Origin of the sequence: Serratia sp. NGAS9, assembly GCF_009905295.1 — a bacterium.
GTDB lineage: Bacteria > Pseudomonadota > Gammaproteobacteria > Enterobacterales > Enterobacteriaceae > Serratia > Serratia bockelmannii.
In genome coordinates this window covers 3,010,162-3,032,819 of the sequence record NZ_CP047605.1, presented here as the reverse complement: position 1 = coordinate 3,032,819, position 22,658 = coordinate 3,010,162, and the positions used below count along the sequence as shown (strand labels likewise).

The window sequence follows — 22,658 nt, the reverse complement described above, 5'->3', positions numbered from 1 at the left end:
GTTACCATTGCCTGATGCTCACCAGTGGTGATAGGTTTTCACTTAATTGATTCCAATTTGGAAGCATTAAGATGAAAAGCGATCTCAGCGCACTGCCGGCGTTTGTTGCCGTAGCGGAAGGCGGCAGTTTTGCCGCCGCCGCAGAAAAACTGCATCTGACACGTTCTGCGGTCAGCAAAATCGTGTCGCGTCTGGAGGCGCGGCTGGGCGTGATGTTGTTTATGCGCACGACGCGCAGCCTGAGCCTGACGGATGAAGGGGCGTTGTACTACGAGCACTGCCGGCAGGCGTTGGCGAACGTTCAGGCGGCGGAAAACCAGTTGGACAGTGGCAAGATGCAGGTCCGAGGCCGGCTCAGGATCTCGATGCCGGTGTTGTTCGGCCATCTGTGCATTGCACCCTTGATGACGGCACTGGCGAATGAGCATCCCTTACTGACGCTGGAAATTTCGTTCAACGACCGCAGGATCGATCTGATCGATGAGGGGTTCGATCTGGCGGTTCGCATCGGCGAACTGGCGGACAGCGGCAGTTTGGTTGCCCGGCGCTTGGGCGAACACGGCATGCTGCTGTGCGCCTCGCCCGACTACCTGCGGCGCAGTGGTGAACCGAGCACGCTGGACGCGTTAAGCCAACACCAGGCGGTGGGGTATCTGCACGCCGGCGCCGTGTTGCCCTGGCAACTTCGCGGCGAAAACGGTGAGCTGCAGTCGTTCAGGCCACCGGCCAAGATGATGATGGATGACATGCAGGGGATCGTCGATGCCGTTTCCGCCGGAGCCGGTATTGCCTGGCTGCCGGAGTGGCTGGTACGCGAGCGGCTGATGGCAGGGACGCTGGTGGAAATCATGCGCGGTGGATCCAGCCTCAGTTTTCCGGTGAATGCCGTGTGGCCCTATATGCCTTACCAGCCGCTCAAGGTGCGGCTGGCGGTGGAAAAACTGGTGGCGGAGCTACCGGGGAAATTGGCGCTTGTGGCACCACCGGTATTGCCGTGCTAATGGCCGGTGTCGCAACCGACAAGGAATGGGCGCTAATCTACCGAATAGAGGGGCGAAAACGGTGCTGTCAGGCTTATTGAATACGCAGGTGACCGTTTATTATAGCCTGATTAGTAGGGTTATTATTCGAGGCAGGTCAATGAGCACGAAAAGCGAATCCAGATGGCGTCTGATCAGTATTTTAATGCTGACGGTACTTGCCGTATTAATTGGCGTTCTGGTTAAACTAGACTGAAGTCTGACCAGGCGATAAAAAGCCTGGCCGTTTTATTGTGCGGCAAGTAAACGCATCATGTCTTCTTCATACAACAATACCAACAGCCACAGCCCCAACAACGTGATTGCTAGAGAAAATAATCGCTTTTCATTACGCATCATTTATTTCGCTCTTCGGCGGATGAACGTTGCGTAGCGTATCTCGGCGGTGTGACAATCGTTAGGGATCTGTGTCAAATAAAGCCATTTTGTTACGCGTCTATTTAGGTTTCTCCGGCGACCAGCGACTCAATGCCTTGAGAGCCGGGTTCCATAATCCTTTGATGACCGCGAATAGCGGTAGGGGCGAAACCGAAACGTTTGCGAAAACGTTCGGCGAAACGTGATGCGCTTTCATAGCCGACATGTTGCGCAATGGCGGAGATCGGCCAGTCGGTCGACTGCAGCAGGGCCAGCGCGCTACTCATGCGCACGTCGATCATCAGATTACGCAATGCGGTATTTTCCATCGACAGTTTGCGGCGCAGCATCACTTCACTCATCGACAGGCTTTCCGCCACTTTGGCCGCCGTCCAAATGCTGTGCGGATCGGTTGCCAGGCAGCGACGCACGCGTTGGGTGAGGTCTTTGGCTTCGTTGTGGATGAAGCGAATGCCGAACTGGGCCAGCCACAGTAGAATTTCCAGCATTTTGTGCCGCACGATGATGGTGGGAAACCGCTGCCGGAGCGCCAGCGCCAGGCTGGTCGTCTCAAAACTGTGCTTCAGGGCGCAGGGCAGGTTGCGCAGCGCCAGGACGGCATCGAACGGCATTGGCGTCGGCGCTTCCTCAGCCGGAGGCTGAATCGTGAGCAGCCGTGGATCGCAGGTCAGCAACTGGCAGCTGAAAACACCTTCTGCGGATGGGCCATTAATAATATCCACCGTTTGCCCCCCGTCGATAATCAACAGCTCGCCGGCATGAGCCACCACCTCGTGTTGTTGCCAGCGTACGCGCTTATGGCCTTGTTGTATCAGATACAGATGTGGTTGCTCAAAATAGACTGAAGGGAATAATAATTCAGTATGCTGAATGATGTGCGCTGAGGCGCCAATTCCTGGACAGAGATTAATTGTACGTTCCATCGATATTCATTTCGCAGCCATTATCTGAGAATATCTTTACGCTTTGATCCGCGTTGGAGCAACATTTTTCCATGGGCCGTGAAACACAGCGGCGTGTTTTATCTATCAAAAATCAATTTCCTGCTGAACAGAAAACGTCCGTGTCGGGATAATGTTTATCCATTAAAGTGAGAGCCAGGCTCGAAGCGCGCATTTTACCAATTACCCATAAACTGAATAATTCAAATGCCATAGATTAATATCCTAACGTAACCCGAGAGTAATAGCGCATAGTGCTATTTAATCCATTTTCGTCAGTATTGTCGATCTTATCGGACCTGTGGTTCCCCCAGCAACAGCGCACGATCATGAAACTGGCCGTAGGTATTGTTGACCACGTTCTGGCGCGTGGACTGTTCGATCAGCATCTTCAGCTCATCCATCCGCTGCTGTAACAGACGTTTGAGCTCGGTTTCGTTGTCGAGGATCTGTTGCAGCTTATTGCGCAGCATTTCCTGCAGCGCCATTGACGGGCCGGCTTGCCCGGTGAAGGCGGCGGTTTTTTCCACCGCCGTCACGTAAGCGAATTCGAGCTCGACGAGCTCCTCCCAGCGCCCGGTTTGCGCCAGCGCGATCATCTGGCTGCTCAGGCTATAAATTTGTTGATAAGCGGCTAACAGCTGCTGTTGACGTTCCATTACATGGCGTCCTGCGAAGGTTGGTAGTTAGGGCCAATCTGGCGCCAGGCGTCGGCGATGTTTTCCAGCAGTTTGACCACTTCGGCGATCGCCGCTTCGTCGTTGTGCAGGTTGGCCTGCATCAGCCGACGCTTCATATAGTCGTACAACGCCGCCAGGTTTTCGGCGATCTCACCACCCTGCTGAGGGTCGAGGCCGCTTTTCAGGCCGTTGTCGATGATATTGATGGCTTTGGACAGCGCCATACCTTTGCCGGCGATATCGCCCTGGTTCATCAGGATGCGTGCGCGAAGCAGGGCGCTGAGCGCCCCGTCGAACAACATCACGATTAACTGGTGCGGGCTGGCGCTCATGGCGCCGCTTTCCAGACTGACCTGCGCATAGGCCTGAGTGCCGCTACGGTTATACATGCTGTTTTCTTTACCTTGTTAAAGGGTTACTTGAACTGTTGAGCCAAATAGTTACTGGTGCCGTTCATTTTCGACATCATGGTATCCAGCTGAACGAACTGTTGTTTATAACGATCGATGGTGTTCTGAATGCTGGCGGTGACCGTGGTGATCTGGCTGTTCAGGCGATCGAGGTTGGTGTTAATGCTTTTGGTCGAGTTCTCGATGATGCCGCCGGATTTGATGTAGCTTTGGATCTGGTTGTGGATCTCGGTGGCCATGCCGGTGTCTTTGCCGTTGCCGACGAAGAAGTTGCTGACCTGATCCGGCTTCTCATCCATCGCTTTCTTCAGCTTGGCGCTGTCGATTTCCAACTTGCCGGTTTTGGTGTTGGTGGAAATGCCGAGGTTGCCCAGGCCTTTCAACTCCGGGTTGTCCTGGGCTGCACTCAGGGCGCTTTTGATCGACGACTGAACGCCGCGCAGGGTGTTGTCGCCCAGCAGCGGACCGTTGCTGGGGTTTGGCGCTTCGCCGGTTTTCACCGGGGTGAACTTGGACAACGCGTTGAAGGTATCCAGCAATGAGTTATAGCTGTCGACCCACTCTTTGATTTTGTCGGTGGTGCCGGCGGTGTTGGTGCTGATCACCAGGTGCTGCGGTTCATCGGTTTTGGTTTTGGTTTTCAAATCGATGGTGACGCCCTGCAGGGCATCGCTGATCGAGTTGGTGCTGCGTTTGATGGCAGTGCCGTTCACCATCAGCTCCGCATCCTGCGGCGCGACCGTCTGCTTCATGGCGGTGGAGGTGCCACGCGTGGCGTTGTAGTTCAGGATATCGCCCAGCTTATCGTCGTTATCGACCTGGAGGGAAATCTTGTTGTTTTCGCCGGTGGTGGAGGAACTGACCGCCAATTGATAATCGTTGTCGCCGACGCGCATGATGCTGGCGGTGACGCCGGCTTTGGCACCGTTGATGGCGTCGCGCAGCTCAACCAGCGAAGTTTGATCGTCGCTGAGCGGGATTTTGGTTTCTTTCGGCGGGTTGCCGGCGGTGATGGTCAGCGAGCGGTCGGTGGCGCCTTCGGTACCTAATTTAGCGCCTTGGTCGCTGACTTTCGCCTGAGTGGTCAGAGTTTGCGCCTGCGCCAGGTTCTTGACTTCTACCACGTAGTTGCCCGGCACCGCCTTGGCGTTGGTGGTGATTTTAAAGGCGTCGTGTTCGGTGGCGGTAGTCGCCTTGAAGAAATCCTCCTTCGCCATCTCTTTGCTGAGGTTGTCGAATTTTTCCAGCGCGCCTTTCAACGTGCCGTAACCGGTCAACTGGGCGTTATAGCTGGATTGCTTGGTGGTGTAAGGGGTCAGACGCTGCTGTTCCGCTTTGGTCAGCTTATCCAGCAAGCCGTTGAGGTCGAGTCCTGAGCCGAGACCTAATGAACTGATCGTTGCCATGAGTAATTCTCCTTGATGATGACTTTATTCGCTTTACGCGTTATCGGCCCAGTGATGAAAAAGTTTACCGATAAAAGCAAAAAACCGATGGCGCAATAGAGGAGGGAAAAACCGCGTTATTTCTGCCATTGCCGCAGACGCAAAAAATTTTAAAAAATTGCTAAAGGTTGTTAGGGGAGGGCCGATACCTGAGGAGACGGTGGTTGACGCCGTGGGCAAATAAGCCCGAACCTTTTAACCGTGTTGCGAAGAACGCAACTGACTCGTAAGGAAAGCAAACAATGGCACAAGTAATCAACACTAACAGCCTGTCGCTGATGGCGCAGAACAACCTGAACAAATCTCAGTCTTCTCTGGGCACTGCGATTGAGCGTCTGTCTTCCGGTCTGCGTATCAACAGCGCGAAAGACGATGCTGCGGGTCAGGCGATCTCCAACCGTTTCACCGCGAACATCAAAGGCCTGACTCAGGCTTCTCGCAACGCCAACGACGGTATCTCTCTGGCGCAGACCACTGAAGGCGCACTGAACGAAGTTAACGACAACCTGCAGAACATCCGTCGTCTGACCGTACAGGCGCAGAACGGTTCCAACTCCACCAGCGACCTGAACTCTATCCAGGACGAAATCACTCAGCGCCTGAAAGAGATCAACCGTATCTCCGAACAAACTGACTTCAACGGCGTGAAAGTGCTGAGCAGCGATCAGAAACTGACCATTCAGGTTGGCGCTAACGACGGTGAAACCATCGATATCGACCTGAAAAAAATCGACGCTAAGCAACTGGGCCTGGAAAAATTTGATGTAACTGCAAAACCAGTAGCTATCGCTGACGGCGCTACAATCAATAACGGTACTAAAGACATCACTTACGATTCTAAAACATCGGGTCTGAAAGATGGCGAAGCTTTAGTAACTGCCAAAGATAAAGACGGCAAGGAAGCTTTCTATGTCCAAACCACCGCTTCAGATGGTGCTAAAACTTATAAAGCCGCAACCATCGCTGATGATGGTAAAGTGACTGCTGGTGCAGATGCCGATCTGAAACAAACGCCACTGGACACTCTGGACAAAGCGCTGGCACAGGTTGACGGCCTGCGTTCTTCTCTGGGTGCGGTACAGAACCGTTTCGATTCTGTTATCAACAACCTGAACAGCACCGTGAACAACCTGTCCGCTTCTCAGTCCCGTATCCAGGATGCTGACTACGCGACCGAAGTGTCCAACATGAGCCGTGCCAACATCCTGCAACAGGCTGGCACCTCTGTTCTGGCACAGGCTAACCAGTCTACTCAGAACGTTCTGTCCCTGCTGCGTTAATCGTCTCTCCCGATTAACTGTCGCAAAGAAACCCCGCTTCGGCGGGGTTTTTTATGCTCGCGCACCGCGCGGTTATTACATGGCGCAAATAAAGCCTGTTTTGTGCGACTGTTCAGCCGATTGGCATTTCGCCCCCTACGCATAATAGCGCTGACTCTCTTATCCGCAGGTTTAAGACATAGTGAGCGATCTGTATACCGCCGAAGGCGTGATGGACAAAAATTCTCTCTGGCTGCGCTACGTGCCGTTAGTGCGCCACGAGGCGTTGCGCCTGCAGGTCAGGCTGCCCGCCAGCGTGGAGCTTGACGACCTGCTGCAGGCCGGGGGAATCGGGCTATTGAACGCCGTTGAGCGTTATGACGCCCTACAGGGAACCGCCTTTACCACCTATGCGGTGCAGCGCATTCGCGGCGCGATGCTCGATGAGCTGCGCAGCCGCGACTGGGTGCCGCGCAGCGTGCGGCGCCATGCGCGCGAGGTCGCGCAGGTGATGCGGCAACTGGAACAGCGTTACGGCCGCCCGGCGAGCGAGACGGAAGTGGCGCAGACGCTGAATATCTCGCTGGATGAGTACCGTCAAATTCTGTTGGACACCAATAACAGCCAGCTTTTCTCCTACGACGAATGGCGCGAGGAGCATGGCGAGAACGCGGAACCGATGCTGGAAGGGCATGAAGAGGCCAACCCGCTGCATCACCTGTTGGAAGGCAGCCTGCGCCAACGAGTGATTGACGCCATCGAGGCGTTGCCGGAGCGCGAAAAAATGGTGCTGACGCTGTATTACCAGGAAGAGTTGAATCTCAAAGAGATCGGCGCCGTGCTGGACGTCGGGGAGTCCCGCGTCAGCCAACTGCACAGTCAGGCGATCAAACGGCTGCGTGCGCGGCTGGCGAACGATACCTGACGGCGACCCGCCGCCCCTCAACTCGATGACTCATGCGACAATCGGACTGCCCCTTATGCCAGGAATACTGTTGAAGAAACGGCCGCTTAGCCGTTACCTGAAAGACTACAAGCACAGCCAGACCCATTGCTCCCAGTGCGGCAAACTGTTGGACCGCATGGCGCTGGTGTTTCGCGGCAAGATTATCAATAAAGAAGCCATCGCGCGCATGGATCAGCCGATCGACGATGCGGTCTGGCAAAACGTGCAGCACGAGCTGACCGCGCTGTGCCGCTTTTGCAGCGAGATCTCCTGTAACAGCCACCCGAGCTATTTCGACATCATGGCGTTCAAGCAGTATCTGTTCGAACAGACCGAGATGAGCCACAGCACCATCCGCGAGTATGTGGTGCGGCTGCGCCGGCTGGACGAAATGCTGGTGGCGCGCAACTATCCGGCGGATAAATTCGCCAGCAGCGCCAGCCATCAGCGCATTATCGACGATCTGCCTACCGCGGCGCACAACAACTACCGCATTGCGCTGCGCAAATACGATCAGTATCTCGCCTGGCAGCGCAGCTACTGAGATTTTCCCCGGCCGCAGGGCCGGGGTCTGCGGATCCCCCGTGATAAAGGATGATTATTCAGTTCACATCTGCTAAATCTATCGGTTATCAGATGTTGATATTCGATTCCCTGGGGGGAAGTAGTGAACCTGCAACAACGACTGGCGCAATTTCCGCGTCTGGATCTGGTTGGCACCGCCACACCGCTCGAAAAGCTGTCCCGTCTCTCCGATTACCTCGGCCGCGAAATCTACCTTAAACGTGACGATGTCACTCCAATGGCCATGGGTGGCAACAAGCTTAGAAAGCTCGAGTTTCTGGCCGCCGATGCGCTGAGGCAAGGCGCCGATACGCTGGTCACCGCCGGCGCCATTCAATCCAACCACGTGCGCCAGACGGCGGCGGTGGCGGCGAAGCTGGGCCTGCACTGCGTCGCGCTGCTGGAAAACCCTATCGACACCCGCGCGGAAAACTACCTGACCAACGGCAACCGCCTGTTGCTCGGCCTGTTCAACGCCGAGGTGGTGATGTGCGAAGCGCTGCACGATCCGCAGCAACAGCTGGCGGAACTGGCGACGCGCCTTGAGGCGCAGGGGTTCCGGCCTTACGTGGTGCCGGTGGGTGGTTCCAATGCCCTGGGCGCGCTGGGATACGTGCAGTGCGCATTGGAAATCGCCGAACAGAGCCAACGCAGCAACGTGGCGTTCAGTTCTGTGGTGGTGGCGTCCGGCAGCGCCGGCACTCACGCCGGGCTGGCGGTGGGGTTGCAACAGCTGCTGCCGGAAACCGAGTTGATCGGCGTGACGGTCTCGCGCACCGTGATCGATCAACTGCCGAAGGTGGAGCAGATCCAGAAAGCCCTGGCTTGTTCGCTGAATATCGACGAGCTGGCGCCGATCGCACTTTGGGACGATTATTTCGCGCCGCAGTACGGCATGCCGAACGAAGAGGGCATGGCGGCGGTGCAGCTGCTGGCGCAGCAAGAGGGCGTGTTGCTGGATCCGGTATACACCGGCAAAGCGATGGCCGGTTTGATCGACGGCATCGCCCAGCGGCGCTTCCGCGATGAGGGCCCTATTCTGTTCGTTCACACCGGTGGTGCGCCGGCGCTGTTCGCCTACCATCCGCAGGTGTAAAAACCGCTTGTTATTCCATTTTGAACTATATTTATAAAGTTATATTCCTTTATGCGGGCGGTCGCACTGTTAAAGTGCTGATATCAAAAAAGATAAATAACACACAGGGGTGTTTATGATGTTTGCGAAAGTTCGTCGTCAATGGTTGTTGGGCGTGGTGGGTATTGCGTTGGCCGCCGGTGTGACGACTCAAACCTACGCCGCTGATAACCTGCTGCAGCAGGTGAAACAGCGCGGCACGCTGATCGTCGGGCTGGAAGGCACCTATCCGCCGTTCAGCTTCCAGGGTGAAGACGGCAAGTTGACCGGTTTTGAAGTGGATTTCGCCAACGCGCTGGCGGAACATCTGGGCGTGAAAGCCAAGCTGAACCCGACCAAGTGGGACGGCATGCTGGCGTCGCTGGACTCGAAACGTATCGACGTGGTTATCAACCAGGTGACGCTCTCCGATGAGCGCAAGAAGAAATATGACTTCTCCACTCCGTATACCGTTTCCGGTATTCAGGCGCTGGTGAAAAAGGGCAACGAAGGCACCATCACCAAGCCGGAAGACCTGAAGGGCAAGAAGGTCGGCGTTGGCCTGGGCACCAACTATGAGCAATGGCTGCGCGAGAACGTGCAGGGCGTAGACGTGCGCACCTACGACGACGATCCGACCAAGTATCAGGATCTGCGCGTTGGCCGCATCAACGCCATTCTGGTGGATCGCTTGGCGGCGCTGGATCTGGTGAAGAAAACCGGCGATACGCTGGCGGTAGCCGGCCCGGCGTTCTCTCGCCAGGAATCCGGCGTGGCGCTGCGCAAGAACAACCCAGAGCTGCTGGCCGCGATTGACCAGGCGATCGCCGAGATGCAAAAAGACGGCACGCTGGCGAAGATCTCCGAGAAATGGTTTGGCGCGGACGTAACTAAATAATGCACGAAAGTATTCAACTGGCGCTGGATTCAGCGCCATTTTTATTGAAGGGCGCAATACTGACGCTTCAGCTCAGCCTGGGCGGTATGGCGCTAGGCTTGTTGCTCGGTTTTCTGCTGGCGCTGATGCGCCTTTCGCCGCTGTGGCCGCTGTCGTGGCTGTCGCGTATTTACGTGTCGCTGTTCCGCGGCACGCCGTTGATTGCCCAGCTGTTTATGATCTATTACGGTCTGCCGCAGTTCGGCATCGAATTCGACCCTTTCCCGGCGGCGCTGATTGGCCTGTCGCTCAATACCGCCGCCTACACCTCGGAAACGCTGCGCGCGGCGATTTCGTCGATCGATAAAGGGCAGTGGGAAGCCGCCGCCAGCATTGGCATGACCCGTTGGCAAACCCTGCGCCGGGTGATCCTGCCGCAGGCGGCGCGCACCGCCTTGCCGCCGCTGGGCAACAGCTTTATCGGCCTGGTGAAGGACACCTCGCTGGCCGCCACCATTCAGGTGCCGGAACTGTTCCGCCAGGCGCAGCTGATCACCTCGCGCACGCTGGAAGTGTTCACCATGTACCTGGCGGCATCGCTGATTTACTGGGTGATGGCGACCCTGCTTTCCGCACTGCAAAACCGTCTGGAAGCCCACGTTAATCGCCAGGATCAGGAGTAACGCATGAGTGCCATTGAAGTTAAGCAATTGACCAAGCAGTTCAAGGGTCAGACGGTGCTGCATGGGATCGATCTGGCGGTGGACGCCGGTGAAGTGGTGGCGATCATCGGGCCGAGCGGTTCGGGGAAAACCACCTTGTTGCGCTGCATCAATCTGCTGGAGGAGCCGGATTCCGGCACTATTCGCGTCGGCGATATTCAGATCGACGGCAGCAAGCCGCTGAGCAAACAGAAAAATCAGGTGCGCGCGCTGCGTCAGCAGGTCGGTTTCGTGTTCCAGAACTTCAACCTGTTTCCGCACCGTTCGGTGCTGGAAAACATCATCGAAGGGCCGGTTATCGTTAAAGGCGAGGCGAAAGCCAGCGCTGAACAGCGCGCCCGCGCATTGCTGGCCAAAGTGGGCCTGAGCGGCAAAGAGGCGGCTTATCCGCGTCGGCTGTCCGGCGGGCAGCAGCAGCGGGTGGCGATCGCGCGCGCGCTGGCGATGCAGCCGGAGGTGATTTTGTTCGACGAGCCGACGTCGGCGCTCGATCCCGAGCTGGTGGGGGAAGTGCTCAATACCATGCGCTCACTGGCGGAAGAGAAACGCACCATGGTGATCGTCACCCATGAGATGAGCTTCGCCCGCGACGTGGCCGACCGGGTTATCTTTATGGATCACGGCCGCATTGTTGAACAGGGCCCGGCCAAAGCGCTGTTCGCCAATCCGCAGCATCAGCGCACCCAGCAATTCCTCGACAAGTTCCGGAATCAATAAGGCGTCGGGGGCGTTTCCCCCGACCGCATTCACTCCGCTTTCAACCATTCGTTTCGCGCGGCGGCGGCGAGAAATCCGCTGCGGCTGCCGTATTCCGAATATTGCCGATCCCGAAAGTCAATGCGTCTCGTAGCGCTCTGACGCGGCTTTCAAACAGAATAATCCGTCTATGTTGTTATCGTCCAAGAGCGACGCCCCACCCTGTAAGGATAATAAGGCGCTAACGGCTGATCCGCCTGCGGGCAATAAAAAACCCTGCACGAGTGCAGGGTTTGCGTAGCGGTGAGCCAATCAGGCGGCGATGCATGGCCGCCTTGACGATGCGTTAACCGATGGTCATCAGGCTGGCGTTACCGCCGGCGGCGGCGGTGTTGACGCTCAGCGAACGTTCGATCAGCAGGCGTTCCAACAGGATGTTGGTTTCACCGTGGGCGAAGCCCTGCACCGAAACGATGGCGCCGCCGCGCTGCGCGATCTGCTCGCACAGGGTGCGCAGCTGGTCGGCATCGCCGTGGTAGATGGCGGCGTCGAACTCGACCTTATCCTGCTGCCAGTCTTTGCTGAAGGCGATGCGCGCCTGCACATCGTTCGGCAAGCGGCGGAACAGATTGCGCTGCAGTTCCGCTTCCGGCCACAGCACGCAGCTGCCAACCGCCAGCACGGCGGCCAGTTGGGTCAGCGCGTCGGTTTCGTTATCCGCCAGGCACAGCACGCGTTCACGCGGCAACAGGGCATAGGTATTGCGCTCGCCGGTTGGGCCCGGCAGCGGGCGTACGGTGCCGCCCTGGCCCAGTTCCGCATAGCGCTGCGCCAATGCCGCCAGTTCGCCGTGTTGGCTGGTGACCGCCCATTTCTCCAGCGATTGCAGCGCACCCAGCAGCTGCGGCCGTGCGGTGGCTTCCATCGGGCGCTCTTCGTCCTGACGGTGCAGCGTACGTTGCAGCGCGTCGTCCGGGCGGTTGGCCAGCAGACGGTACAGGTACAGCGGACCGCCGGCTTTCGGGCCGGTGCCTGACAGGCCTTCGCCGCCGAACGGCTGCACGCCGACCACTGCGCCGACCATGTTGCGGTTGACGTACAGGTTGCCGACCTTGGCACGTTCGGTCACCCGGGCGATGGTTTCATCGATACGGGTGTGAATGCCCAGCGTCAGGCCATAACCGGCGGCGTTGATCTGATCGACCAGCGCGTCCAGATTGTTGCGCTGGAAGCGCACCACGTGCAACACCGGGCCGAAGATCTCTTTCTGCAGCTCGTCGAAGCTGTCGAGCTCGATCAGCGTCGGCTTGATGAAGGTGCCGCGCGCCCACTCTTTCTCATCCTGCGCGCTGCCTTTGGCGGCCTGGTACACCTTGCGGCCTTTGGCACGCATCGCTTGGATGTGGCGTTCGATGCCGGTTTTGGCTTCGGCGTCGATCACCGGGCCCACGTCGGTCGACAGGCGCTCCGGATTGCCCATGCGGCATTCGGCCATCGCGCCGCGCAGCATTTGCAGCGTGTGCTCGGCCACGTCTTCCTGAATGCACAGGATTCGCAGCGCGGAGCAGCGTTGGCCGGCGCTGTCGAAGGCGGAGGCCACTACGTCAGTCACCACCTGTTCGGTCAGGGCGGAGGAGTCGACGATCATGGCGTTCAGGCCGCCGGTTTCGGCGATCAGCGGCGTCGGACGGCCTTGCGGATCCAGACGGCCGGCGATGCTGCGTTGCAGAATGCCGGCGACGTCGGTGGAGCCGGTAAACATCACGCCGCGGACGCGGGCATCGTTAACCAGCGTTGAGCCGACGGTTTCACCCTGGCCCGGCAGCAGCTGCAGCACGCCTTGCGGAATGCCGGCTTCCAGCAGGATACGCACCGCCTGCGCGGCCACCAGCGGCGTTTGCTCGGCCGGTTTGGCCAGCACGCTGTTGCCCGCCGCCAGCGCGGCGGCGATTTGGCCGGTGAAGATCGCCAGCGGGAAGTTCCACGGGCTGATGCAGACCACCGGGCCCAGCGGGCGGTGGCTGTCGTTGGCGAAGTCGTCGCGCACCTGGCCGGCGTAGTAGTGCAGGAAGTCGACCGCTTCGCGCACTTCGGCGATGGCGTTGTTGAAGGTTTTACCCGCTTCGCGCACCAGAATGCCCAGCAGGCTTTGCAGCTGGCTCTCCATCAGCTCGGCGGCGCGTTCGAGGATCGCGGCGCGCTCCGTCGGCGGCGTAGCGAACCAGATTGGGCCGGCGGCCGCGGCGGCGTCGAGCGCACGGCTGACTTCGCCTTCGGTGGCTTCACGCACGTAGCCGACCACATCGCCTGGCTCTGCCGGGTTGATCACCGGCTGCTCGACGCCCTGATCCAACTCGGCATCGATGATAGGTTCCGCGCGCCACGGATGGCTGGCGCTGGTGAGCAGGGCACTGGAGAGTGAGGCCAGACGCTGTTCGTTGGACAGATCCAGGCCGCTGGAGTTGGTACGTTTCTCGCCATACAGCTCGCGCGGCAGCGGAATGCGCGGATGCGGCAGACCAATCTGGCCTTCGCTGGCCGCCAGCGCTTCCACGGCGCTGACCGGATCGGCCACCAGCTCGTCGAGCGGCAGGGTGGCGTCGGCGATGCGGTTGACGAACGAGGTGTTGGCGCCGTTTTCCAGCAGGCGGCGCACCAGGTAAGCCAGCAGCGTTTCATGGGTGCCGACCGGTGCATAGATGCGGCAAGGGCGGTTCAGTTTGCCGTCGGCCACTTTGCCCACTACCTGTTCGTACAACGGTTCACCCATGCCGTGCAGGCATTGGAACTCATACTGGCCAGGGTAGTAGTTATTGCCGGCCAGGTGATAAATGGCGCTCAGCGTATGGGCGTTGTGGGTCGCGAACTGCGGATAAATCAGGTTCGGCACCGACAGCAGCTTGCGGGCGCAGGCCAGGTAGGATACGTCGGTGTACACCTTGCGGGTGTAAACCGGATAACCTTCCAGGCCATCCATTTGGGCGCGTTTGATTTCGCTGTCCCAGTAAGCGCCTTTCACCAGACGGATCATCAGGCGACGGCGGCTGCGCTGTGCCATGTCGATCACCGCGTCGATGGCGAACGGGCAACGTTTTTGGTAGGCCTGGATCACGAAACCGATGCCGTTCCAGCCGGCCAACTGCGGCTCGAAGCACAGCTTCTCCAGCAGATCGAGCGAGATTTCCAGGCGGTCGGCCTCTTCGGCGTCGATGTTGATGCCGATATCATACTGGCGTGCCTGCAGGGTCAGCGACAGCAGGCGCGGGTAAAGCTCTTCCATCACGCGTTCGTACTGCGCGCGGCTGTAGCGCGGGTGCAGGGCGGACAATTTGATGGAGATGCCGGGGCCTTCATAGATGCCGCGGCCGTTGGAGGCTTTGCCGATGGCGTGGATCGCCTGCTGGTAGGAAACCAGGTAGGCCTGGGCGTCGGCTTCGGTCAGGGCGGCTTCGCCCAGCATGTCGTAGGAGTAGCGGAACCCTTTTTCTTCCAGCTTGCGCGCGTTGGCCAGCGCCTCGGCGATGGTTTCGCCGGTCACGAACTGTTCGCCCATCAGGCGCATCGCCATGTCCACGCCTTTGCGGATCAGCGGCTCGCCGCTCTTGCCGATAATGCGGTTCAGCGAGCGGGACAGATTGGCTTCGTTATGGGTCGACACCAGCTTGCCGGTGAACAGCAGGCCCCAGGTGGCGGCGTTGACGAACAGCGACGGGCTGCGCCCGAGGTGCGAATGCCAGTTGCCGTTGCTGATCTTGTCGCGGATCAGGGCATCGCGGGTCGGTTTGTCCGGAATGCGCAGCAGCGCTTCCGCCAGGCACATCAGCGCTACGCCTTCCTGCGAGGAGAGGGAGAACTCTTGCAGCAGGCCTTGCACCATGCCGGCGCGGCCGTTTGCACTTTTTTGGTTACGCAACTTCTCGGCGATGCCGTAGGCCATTTTGTGAGTAGCCTGAGCAAGATCGGCAGGTAATCGCGCCTGTTCGAGCAACATCGGCACCGCTTCGGTCTCCGGGCGACGATAGGCGGCGGTGATGGCGGCGCGGGTCACCGATTGCGGCAGAATTTGTTCGGCGAAATCGAGGAATGGCTGGTGTGACTCTTCCTGCGCTTGCGGCATAATGTCGTCCGCTTCAGGCTGGCCCGCAGCGACCAGCGCTGGAATTTCAGGAATATCGGTACCGCTCTCGAGACGCTCGAGGTAATTAAAGATGGCCTGCTTGATGAGCCAGTGCGGCGTGCGATCGATGCGCTGCGCGGCGCTCTTGATCCGGTCGCGTGTTGCCTCGTCGAGTTTCACGCCCATTGTGGTAGTGCCCATGCCTATCCAACTCCTGTGTTTAGAACCTATCCCATCAGGCTAGACAAACAGCAGGCTGGAAAGCCTGTTGGGATAGGTTCGTGTGATGTGTGGTGTCAAGAATGCAGACAATATCCTGCATGTTGCAACTTTGTGCAACCTTGTTAAATCAGGCGGATGAACGAAGTGTGAGTTTCATCGATTTTTTAACACAGGCAGTTGGCACGAATGTTGCGTTATTGAGCGAACGCGGCGGGGTTTATTACGCCGCACGCGCTTTACCTTGCGGTATATGAGGGTAATAGCAGGGTGCAACTCATTTTGTTTGTCGTGAGTGCAACCTTTGAGCCCGGTAAATGTGACGCAGGGTAAACTTTGTGTAACTTTGTTGTTAAATATCTTGTTGGTTGATGAAAGGCTCATCTAGGATAACCGACGGTCAACAATTACGGGCAGAAACTATTTTACCTGCACTTGCTCGCAGGCTGCGCCACGTTCCGGCGCGGCGGCCAGTGAAATGCATTGCGCGTGGGTTTACCGGCGCCGGCTTGGCCGGAGCGAAACGCGAATAATAATGAAAGTGGAGAATTAAATGACAATGAGCACACCTATGCTGGTGACCTTCCTGGTGTACATTTTCGGGATGGTGCTGATCGGCCTGCTTGCCTACCGGGCAACCAACAACTTTGATGACTATATTCTCGGCGGTCGCAGTTTGGGCAGCGTGGTGACCGCGCTGTCCGCCGGCGCTTCCGACATGAGCGGCTGGTTGCTGATGGGCCTGCCGGGCGCCATCTTCCTCTCCGGCATCTCCGAAAGCTGGATCGCCATCGGCCTGACCATTGGCGCTTACCTGAACTGGAAGCTGGTGGCAGGAAGGCTGCGCGTGCATACCGAAGCCAACAACAACGCCCTGACGCTGCCGGACTATTTCACCAGCCGCTTTGAAGACAACAGCAAGTTGCTGCGGGTGATCTCGGCCATCGTCATCCTGGTGTTCTTCACCATTTACTGCGCCTCCGGCATCGTGGCCGGCGCGCGCCTGTTCGAAAGCACCTTCGGCATGAGCTACGAAACCGCCCTGTGGGCCGGCGCCGCAGCGACCATCCTCTACACCTTTATCGGCGGTTTCCTGGCGGTGAGCTGGACCGACACCGTGCAGGCCAGCCTGATGATTTTCGCGCTGATCCTGACGCCGGTGATCGTGATCTTCGCCGTCGGCGGCATCGATACCTCGATGCTGGTGATCCAGGCGCAGAACCCGGCCAACCTTGACATGCTGAAGGGGCTGAACTTCGTCGCCATCCTGTCGCTGCTGGGTTGGGGCCTGGGCTACTTCGGCCAGCCGCATATCCTGGCGCGTTTCATGGCGGCGGATTCTCACCGCACCATCCGCAGCGCGCGTCGCATCAGCATGACCTGGATGATCCTGTGCCTGGCCGGCACCATCGCCGTCGGTTTCTTCGGCATTGCTTACTTCGCCAATAACCCGGATCAAGCCGGTAACGTGTCGCAGAACGGCGAACGCGTGTTCATTGAACTGGCGATGTTGTTGTTCAACCCATGGGTGGCGGGCGTGCTGCTGTCGGCGATTCTGGCGGCGGTCATGAGTACCCTGAGCTGCCAGCTGCTGGTGTGCTCTAGTGCGATCACTGAAGACCTGTACAAGGCATTTCTGCGCAAAGGCGCCAGCCAGCGTGAGCTGGTATGGGTCGGCCGCGTGATGGTGCTGGTGGTGGCGTTGATCGCCATCGCGCTGGCGGCCAACCCGGAAAACCGCGTACTGGGCCTGGTGAGCTATGCCTGGGCCGGTTTCGGCGCCGCCTTTGGCCCGGTGGTGCTGATCTCGGTAATGTGGTCGCGCATGACCCGCAACGGCGCGCTGGCCGGCATGCTGGTCGGTGCGGTGACGGTGATCGTCTGGAAACAGTATGAATGGCTGGGCCTGTACGAAATCATCCCGGGCTTCATCCTGGGCTGTCTGGCCATTGTGGTGGTGAGCCTGATGGGCCGCCAGCCGTCTACCACCATGACCGAACGTTTCGATCAGGCGGAAGCCGAGTACAAAACGGTATAACGCCGTTCGATGTCAGTCAGCAAGGGGCGCGCAGAGCGCCCCTTCTTTTTGCCGGCTTACCCCGTCATCCGGCTGTAACACCTGGCGACATTTGATTAGAAAAAATCACGCTTGCGCCTCTTGTATTTCTTCTTGGCAGAATGATAATCACTCTCGTTGTATTTTACGTTTCTTTACAGAGTTGCCGCCGCTCATTTCGAGTCAGTTTTCTCTGCCGCCGCGGTCTTTTCAGGGGTGTTTATTTATGTTCGTTCCCTTTCTTATCATGTTCCGCGAGGGGCTGGAGGCTGCGTTGATCGTCAGCCTGATCGCCAGCTACCTGAAACGCACGCAGCGCAGCCAATGGCTCGGTGCGGTGTGGATCGGCGTGATTGTCGCCGCGGCGCTGTGTCTGGCGCTCGGCATCTTCATCAATGAGACCACCGGCGAGTTCCCGCAAAAACAGCAGGAGCTGTTTGAAGGCATCGTGGCGGTGGTGGCGGTGCTGATCCTCACCTATATGGTGTTCTGGATGCGTAAGGTGTCCAAATCGGTCAAGGTGCATCTGGAAGGCGCGATCGATCAGGCGCTTAACGCCGGTAAAGGGCAGGGTTGGGCGCTGGTGGCGATGGTGTTCTTCGCCGTAGCGCGAGAAGGGCTGGAGTCAGTGTTCTTCCTGTTGGCGGCGTTTCAGCAAGACGTGGGCGCCGCGGCGCCGATCGGTGCGGTGCTCGGGCTGGTTGCCGCCATCGTGCTGGGCATGATGATTTACTGGGGCGGTGTGAAGCTGCACCTGGCCAAATTCTTCAAATGGACCAGCCTGTTCATTTTGTTCGTCGCCGCCGGCCTGGCCGCCGGGGCGATCCGCGCCTTCCACGAAGCCGGTCTGTGGAACCATTTCCAGGACATCGCCTTCGATTTCAGCAACACCCTGTCGACCCATTCGCTGTTCGGCACCCTGCTGGAAGGCATTCTCGGTTATCAGGAAGCCCCGACGGTCAGCGAAGTGGCGGTCTACTTCCTGTATCTGATCCCGGCGCTGATTTTCTTTTTCCTGCCGCAGCGCGCGGAGCCGGCAGCGGCCCCGGCGCAACGTAAAATCAATCATTAATGTTTAATAGGGAATCTCGTATGTCTACTCCGTTATTTCGCCGCAAGGCGTTGCACGCAGCATTACTGGCTATCCCGGCGTTTGCGCTGAGCATCGACGCCTTGGCGGCGGACGTGCCGCAGGTCAAGGTCACGGTCAACGACAAGCAGTGCGAACCGATGCAGCTGACGGTGCCAGCCGGCAAAACGCAGTTTGTGGTGCATAACACCAGCCAGAAAAATGTCGAATGGGAAATCCTGAAAGGGGTGATGGTGGTGGAAGAGCGCGAAAACATCGCGCCGGGCTTCACCCAGAAAATGACCGCCACGCTGGAAGCGGGCGAATATGACATGACCTGCGGGCTGCTGAGCAATCCGAAAGGCAAACTGATTGTCACTGCGGCGGCCAACGGCGCTACCGACGGCAAGCCGAGCGCGCTGGATCTGGTTGGCCCGATCGCCGAATACAAAGTCTACGTCACCAAAGAAGTCGATGGGCTGGTGAAACAGACCAAGCTGTTCACCGACGCGGTGAAGGCCGGTAACGTGGAGCAAGCGCGCAAGCTGTACGCGCCGACCCGCCAGCACTATGAGCGCATCGAGCCGATCGCCGAGCTGTTCTCCGATCTGGACGGCAGCATCGACGCCCGCGAGGACGACTACGAGAAGAAATCGGCGGATCCGAACTTCACCGGTTTCCACCGCCTCGAGAAGGCGCTGTTTGCCGACAACTCAACCAAAGACATGGGCGCCTACGCCGATCGCCTATACCACGACACCGTAGAGCTGCAAAAGCGCGTGAGTGAACTGACCTTCCCGCCGAGCAAGGTGGTGGGCGGCGCAGCCGGGCTGATCGAAGAGGTGGCAGCCAGCAAGATCAGCGGTGAAGAAGACCGCTACAGCCGCACCGACCTGTGGGACTTCCAGGCCAACGTCGACGGCGCACAGAAGATAGTCAACCTGCTGCGTCCTTTGCTGGTCAAGGCCAATAAGCCGCTGCTGGACAAGATCGACGCCAACTTCAAAACCGTGGACACCATCTTGGCGAAGTACCAAACCAAAGACGGCTATGAGTCCTATGAGAAGCTGACCGATGCCGATCGCAATGCGTTGAAAGGGCCGATCACCACGCTGGCGGAAGATCTTTCCCAACTGCGCGGCGTGTTGGGCCTGGACTGAGGCATAAGGTTATGAGCAACAAGGCAGGCCCGAATAACGGGCCTCATCCGCACTCTCAGGGGGCGGCATCGCCTTCGCGGCGCCGTTTGCTGCAAGGGCTGGGGCTGGGCGCACTGGCACTGGGCGGCACCCGTCTGGTGCAGGCGGCGGACAAAGCGGCGGAGCCGTTGGCGACGCCGCAGGATGAGCGCTGGCAGAAGCAGCCGTTTTATGGCCGCCATCAGGCCGGGGTGCTGACGCCGCAACAGGCGGCGATGATGCTGGTGGCGTTCGATGTGCTGGCGACCGACAAAGCGGGGCTGGAGCGCCTGTTCCGGCTACTGACCGATCGCATCGCCTTCCTGACTCACGGCGGCAAGGCGCCGGAGGTGGACGCCAAACTACCACCGCTCGATTCCGGCATCATGGGGCCGGAGATTTACCCGGACAACCTGACCATCACCGTCTCGGTCGGCGCATCGCTGTTCGACGAACGCTTTGGTCTGCAGGCGCACAAACCGCTGAAATTGCAGAAAATGACCCGCTTCCCCAACGATGCGTTGGACGCCGGGCTTTGCCACGGCGACCTGCTGCTGCAGATCTGCGCCAACACCAACGAAACCGCTCTCCACGCGCTGCGTGATATCATCAAGCACTCGCCGGATCTGCTCAGCGTGCGCTGGAAGCGGGAAGGGTTCATCTCCGCGCACGCGGCGCGCAGCAAAGGCAAAGAGACGCCGATTAACCTGTTGGGGTTCAAAGACGGCACCGCCAACCCGAAGACCGACGACAAATCGCTGATGGATAAAGTGGTCTGGGTCGGCGACAGCGTTGGTGAACCGGCGTGGACGGCCGGCGGCAGCTATCAGGCGGCGCGTATTATTCGTTTCCGCGTCGAGTTTTGGGATCGCACGCCGCTGCAGGAGCAGGAAACCATTTTCGGCCGCGAGAAGCACAGCGGTGCGCCGCTCGGCATGAAGCATGAACATGACGAGCCGAATTACGCGAACGATCCCGATGGTAAGGTGATCCCGATGGATGCGCACATTCGATTGGCTAACCCCCGTACGCCGGAAAGCCAAAGCAACCTGATGCTGCGGCGTGGCTACAGCTATTCGCTGGGGGTATCCAATGCCGGGCAGCTGGAAATGGGGCTGCTGTTTGTCTGCTATCAGGCCGATCTGGAGAAAGGCTTCCTGACGGTGCAAAAAAGGCTGAACGGCGAAGCGTTGGAGGAATACATCAAGCCGATTGGCGGCGGGTATTTCTTCGTGCTGCCGGGCGTGAAAGAGAACGGTGACTATCTGGCCAGCGGCCTGCTCAAGGCCTGAACCCGAAATGACGAGGCGGGATCGCCTGCCTCGTTTTACTTTGTTTTGCCTGCCGTACGGAAGATTGAGCGTCGAAAGTCAATTCAACACCTGGCCTATGGATTAAAAAGCACGCACCGCGTGCGCTTTTGTGGTGTGCAAAATTTAATCAGGAAACCAAAGTGTCATTCGCACTGTTTAATTATAATTTATTGATATTTATAGATTATAAATTCTTGTGGAATGACGTGTCGTGCGTGATATAGTGTTTTAGCGATAACTAAAAACAAAAAATATAAATTTTTTTACATTTTAGTAACGCGACAGGATTGAATGTCATTATACTGTAATCATCTGGCGGTAGTTTTCACACGGTGCACAGCTTGAAGCTGTAAATATCACTGCGGGGATCGCTAATGGTAAAGTCCTTGGTTGGGCTGGAAAGAAAAAATAACACATCTCCCCTGATTTCTCGTTGTAACGAGGGTTCTCTCTCCGACTCTCTTTTACCGGCAACTCCGCACTCTTATCGCTACCGAATCTCACCACTTTTTACTCCACGTTTATTGATGCAGTCCGCGTTGTCCCGTGAAAAAACGGCGCTTAAGCGTTGCCGTCAATTCACATTGTCCCTTGGCTCTTATTGGCTCGGAGGAGGCCAAAACCTAATACGTGTGTGAAACATAATCGCACGGCCTGGCCGTTGCGGTAGGTGAAACAAACTGTAAGGTGCCACTATGGGTAGACAGAAAGCAGTGATCAAAGCACGTCGTGAAGCGAAACGCGTTATTCGTCGTGACGCTCGTAGTCATCGCCAGCTGGAAGAAGAGTCTGTGACCTCGCTGGTGCAAATGGGGGGAGTCGAGTCTATCGGCATGGCGCGAGACAAGCGCGATAGCTCACCCATCGAGGCTAGAACCGAAGCTCAGGGTCATTACTTATCAGCCATAGAGAATAAGCAGCTGATCTTCGCCACCGGCGAAGCGGGCTGTGGCAAAACATTTATCAGCGCCGCCAAGGCGGCGGAGGCGCTGATCCATAAAGAGGTGGATCGGATTATCGTTACCCGTCCTGTTTTGCAGGCGGATGAAGACCTCGGTTTCTTGCCGGGGGATATCTCCGAGAAGTTCGCCCCTTATTTCCGCCCGGTGTATGACATTCTGGTACGTCGTTTAGGATCTTCCTTTATGCAGTACTGCCTGCGCCCGGAAATCGGCAAGGTAGAGATTGCACCGTTTGCTTACATGCGCGGACGCACCTTCGAAAATGCGGTCGTTATCCTGGATGAAGCCCAGAACGTGACCGCCAGCCAGATGAAAATGTTCCTGACCCGCCTGGGGGAAAACGTGACGGTTATCGTTAACGGCGACGTGACCCAGTGCGACCTGCCGCGCGGCGTGAAATCCGGCCTCAGCGATGCCCTGGAACGCTTCGAAGAGGACGAGATGATCGGCGTTATCCGCTTTGAAAAACAGGACTGCGTACGCTCCGCTTTGTGCCAGCGCACGCTCAACGCTTACAGTTAACCTATCCGCTAATGGAAAGGCCGCTTCGGCGGCCTTTTTTATCGCCCCTCATTTATCATTTCGTTTAACCTTTGTGTAAATTATTGTGGTTTTTTGTATGGATTTTCGTTGAGTTAGCGTTAATGATTAATGGGTTCCAGATTGGCGCGC

18 protein-coding genes are annotated in these 22,658 nt (G+C 57.9%); 13 read left to right on the top strand and 5 right to left on the bottom strand.

What is annotated here, in order from left to right; all coding sequences use genetic code 11:
- Window positions 1-71: 71 nt before the first annotated feature.
- Window positions 72-1,001, top strand: a complete 930-nt coding sequence (locus GUC32_RS14515) for a LysR family transcriptional regulator (protein ID WP_025303245.1) — start codon at window positions 72-74, stop codon at window positions 999-1,001.
- Between the two features lie 479 nt (window positions 1,002-1,480).
- Here GUC32_RS14515 and GUC32_RS14510 read toward each other — a convergent pair whose 3' ends face one another.
- The 4 genes from GUC32_RS14510 to fliD all read right to left on the bottom strand — a co-directional run bounded on the left by GUC32_RS14510 (window position 1,481) and on the right by fliD (window position 4,855).
- The gene (locus GUC32_RS14510) at window positions 1,481-2,341 is read right to left on the bottom strand and encodes a helix-turn-helix transcriptional regulator (protein WP_025303244.1); all 861 of its coding nucleotides are present in this window, start codon (window positions 2,339-2,341) and stop codon (window positions 1,481-1,483) included.
- A gap of 308 nt (window positions 2,342-2,649) precedes the next feature.
- Entirely contained in the window at window positions 2,650-3,018 is a 369-nt protein-coding gene (gene fliT / locus GUC32_RS14505) for a flagella biosynthesis regulatory protein FliT (protein ID WP_004934765.1), read from the bottom strand.
- Window positions 3,018-3,428, bottom strand: coding sequence for a flagellar export chaperone FliS (gene fliS, locus GUC32_RS14500; RefSeq protein WP_025303243.1), 411 nt, complete (start codon window positions 3,426-3,428; stop codon window positions 3,018-3,020). The genes fliT and fliS overlap by 1 nt, the downstream gene beginning before the upstream one ends.
- 26 nt (window positions 3,429-3,454) lie before the next feature.
- Entirely contained in the window at window positions 3,455-4,855 is a 1,401-nt protein-coding gene (gene fliD, locus GUC32_RS14495; protein ID WP_127146012.1) for a flagellar filament capping protein FliD, read from the bottom strand.
- A gap of 281 nt (window positions 4,856-5,136) precedes the next feature.
- On the opposite strand from fliD, the gene GUC32_RS14490 reads away from it, so the two are divergent.
- The 7 genes from GUC32_RS14490 to tcyN all read left to right on the top strand — a co-directional run bounded on the left by GUC32_RS14490 (window position 5,137) and on the right by tcyN (window position 11,093).
- Window positions 5,137-6,174 (top strand): flagellin FliC, encoded by a 1,038-nt coding sequence (locus GUC32_RS14490; protein ID WP_025303241.1) that lies wholly within the window; start codon window positions 5,137-5,139, stop codon window positions 6,172-6,174.
- Between the two features lie 181 nt (window positions 6,175-6,355).
- Window positions 6,356-7,078, top strand: coding sequence for an RNA polymerase sigma factor FliA (locus GUC32_RS14485; RefSeq protein WP_004934752.1), 723 nt, complete (start codon window positions 6,356-6,358; stop codon window positions 7,076-7,078).
- A 55-nt stretch (window positions 7,079-7,133) separates the two neighbouring features.
- On the top strand, window positions 7,134-7,643 hold the full coding sequence (gene fliZ / locus GUC32_RS14480; RefSeq protein ID WP_025303240.1) for a flagella biosynthesis regulatory protein FliZ: 510 nt from the start codon (window positions 7,134-7,136) through the stop codon (window positions 7,641-7,643).
- A gap of 123 nt (window positions 7,644-7,766) precedes the next feature.
- On the top strand, window positions 7,767-8,759 hold the full coding sequence (locus GUC32_RS14475; protein WP_049295850.1) for a D-cysteine desulfhydrase: 993 nt from the start codon (window positions 7,767-7,769) through the stop codon (window positions 8,757-8,759).
- A gap of 115 nt (window positions 8,760-8,874) precedes the next feature.
- Complete coding sequence (gene tcyJ, locus GUC32_RS14470) at window positions 8,875-9,675, top strand: cystine ABC transporter substrate-binding protein (protein ID WP_025303238.1); 801 nt, start codon at window positions 8,875-8,877, stop codon at window positions 9,673-9,675.
- Entirely contained in the window at window positions 9,675-10,337 is a 663-nt protein-coding gene (gene tcyL, locus GUC32_RS14465; RefSeq protein ID WP_025303237.1) for a cystine ABC transporter permease, read from the top strand. The genes tcyJ and tcyL overlap by 1 nt, the downstream gene beginning before the upstream one ends.
- A gap of 3 nt (window positions 10,338-10,340) precedes the next feature.
- On the top strand, window positions 10,341-11,093 hold the full coding sequence (tcyN, locus tag GUC32_RS14460; protein WP_025303236.1) for an L-cystine ABC transporter ATP-binding protein TcyN: 753 nt from the start codon (window positions 10,341-10,343) through the stop codon (window positions 11,091-11,093).
- A gap of 325 nt (window positions 11,094-11,418) precedes the next feature.
- On the opposite strand, the gene putA is transcribed toward tcyN, so the two are convergent.
- Complete coding sequence (gene putA, locus GUC32_RS14455; protein WP_369435294.1) at window positions 11,419-15,390, bottom strand: trifunctional transcriptional regulator/proline dehydrogenase/L-glutamate gamma-semialdehyde dehydrogenase; 3,972 nt, start codon at window positions 15,388-15,390, stop codon at window positions 11,419-11,421.
- Window positions 15,391-15,961: 571 nt separating this feature from the next.
- Between putA and putP the strand changes: the two genes are divergently transcribed.
- The 5 genes from putP to phoH all read left to right on the top strand — a co-directional run bounded on the left by putP (window position 15,962) and on the right by phoH (window position 22,508).
- Complete coding sequence (putP, locus tag GUC32_RS14450) at window positions 15,962-17,446, top strand: sodium/proline symporter PutP (RefSeq protein ID WP_060447836.1); 1,485 nt, start codon at window positions 15,962-15,964, stop codon at window positions 17,444-17,446.
- A 244-nt stretch (window positions 17,447-17,690) separates the two neighbouring features.
- The gene (gene efeU, locus GUC32_RS14445; protein ID WP_049209047.1) at window positions 17,691-18,536 is read left to right on the top strand and encodes an iron uptake transporter permease EfeU; all 846 of its coding nucleotides are present in this window, start codon (window positions 17,691-17,693) and stop codon (window positions 18,534-18,536) included.
- Between the two features lie 20 nt (window positions 18,537-18,556).
- Window positions 18,557-19,693 (top strand): iron uptake system protein EfeO, encoded by a 1,137-nt coding sequence (gene efeO / locus GUC32_RS14440; RefSeq protein ID WP_043138585.1) that lies wholly within the window; start codon window positions 18,557-18,559, stop codon window positions 19,691-19,693.
- Between the two features lie 11 nt (window positions 19,694-19,704).
- A complete protein-coding gene (gene efeB / locus GUC32_RS14435) occupies window positions 19,705-21,003 on the top strand; it encodes an iron uptake transporter deferrochelatase/peroxidase subunit (RefSeq protein ID WP_060433341.1) in 1,299 nt (432 codons plus the stop codon).
- Between the two features lie 716 nt (window positions 21,004-21,719).
- Complete coding sequence (gene phoH, locus GUC32_RS14430; RefSeq protein ID WP_015378226.1) at window positions 21,720-22,508, top strand: phosphate starvation-inducible protein PhoH; 789 nt, start codon at window positions 21,720-21,722, stop codon at window positions 22,506-22,508.
- The last annotated feature ends 150 nt before the right edge of the window (window positions 22,509-22,658 follow it).